The organism is Caballeronia terrestris, assembly GCF_001544515.1.
Taxonomy (GTDB): domain Bacteria; phylum Pseudomonadota; class Gammaproteobacteria; order Burkholderiales; family Burkholderiaceae; genus Caballeronia; species Caballeronia terrestris.
Genome location: NZ_FCOL02000458.1, coordinates 1 through 1,175 on the forward strand (window position 1 = coordinate 1; position 1,175 = coordinate 1,175).

General features: G+C 64.9%; 1 protein-coding gene. It reads right to left on the reverse strand.

Features of this window, described 5'->3' with window-relative positions; genetic code table 11:
* Positions 1 to 1,175 (reverse strand): aconitase family protein (locus tag AWB67_RS38245; RefSeq protein ID WP_235025615.1); only part of this gene is annotated, 1,175 nt, incomplete at both ends.

Consider the following 1,175-nt stretch of genomic DNA (forward strand, 5'->3'; position numbering starts at 1 on the left):
ACGAACCTTGACCGTAGTCCGCCCCGGCGATGACGATCAGCGGCTGCTTGCGCTCCATGTAGGTTTCGATCGCTTCCCACATGCGGACGACCTTGCCCTCCGGCTCGATGCGCGCGAGCGAGCCCGCCTTCACCTGGCCGTCTTCCAGCACCATCTCGTTCTTCAGCGTGGGGTTCGCAAAGGTGGCGCGCTGGGCGGTCAGGTGATCGCCCCGGTGGGTCGCGTACGAGTTGAAGTCTTCCTCCGGCAAGCCCATCTTCGCGAGGTACTCGCCGGCGGCGCTGTCTGCCATGATCGCGTTCGATGGCGACAGGTGGTCGGTAGTGATGTTGTCGCCCAGCACGGCGAGCGGCCGCATGCCCTGCAACGTGCGCTCACCGGCGAGCGCGCCTTCCCAATAGGGCGGGCGGCGGATATAGGTGCTCTGCGGGCGCCAGTCGTACAGCGGATTGGCTTTCTCGCCCGCAACGACGGAAACCGCGAACATCGGCTCATACACCTTGCGGAACTGCTCGGGCTTCACACTCGCGGCCACGACCGCATCGATCTCTTCATCCGACGGCCAGATGTCCTTGAGCCGTACCGGGTTGCCACCGGCGTCGGTGCCAAGCACGTCCTTCTCGATATCGAAGCGGATTGTCCCGGCAATCGCGTAAGCCACAACCAGCGGCGGAGAAGCGAGGAAAGCCTGCTTCGCGTACGGATGAATACGGCCGTCGAAGTTGCGGTTACCGGATAGGACCGCGGTCGCGTAGAGGTCGCGATCGACGAGTTCTTTCTGGATCAGCGGGTCCAGCGCGCCGGACATGCCGTTGCACGAGGTACACGCATAAGCGACGACGCCAAAGCCTAATTGCTCCAGTTCGGGCAGCAGGCCGGCTTCCTCCAGGTACAGCGTGACGGCTTTCGAACCCGGCGCGAGCGATGTCTTCGCCCACGGCTTTCGGGTCAGGCCGAGCCGGTTGGCGTTTCGAGCCAGCAAGCCGGCGGCGATCATGTTGCGCGGGTTGTTGGTGTTCGTGCAGCTCGTGATCGCAGCGATGATCACGGCGCCATCGGGCATCAGGCCTGGTTCGCTCTCGACGTTGCCGCTGATGCCGCGCGCAGCCAGTTCCGACACCGGCAGGCGGCGGTGCGGATTGGACGGTCCTGCCAGCGTGCGGACGACCGTGGAC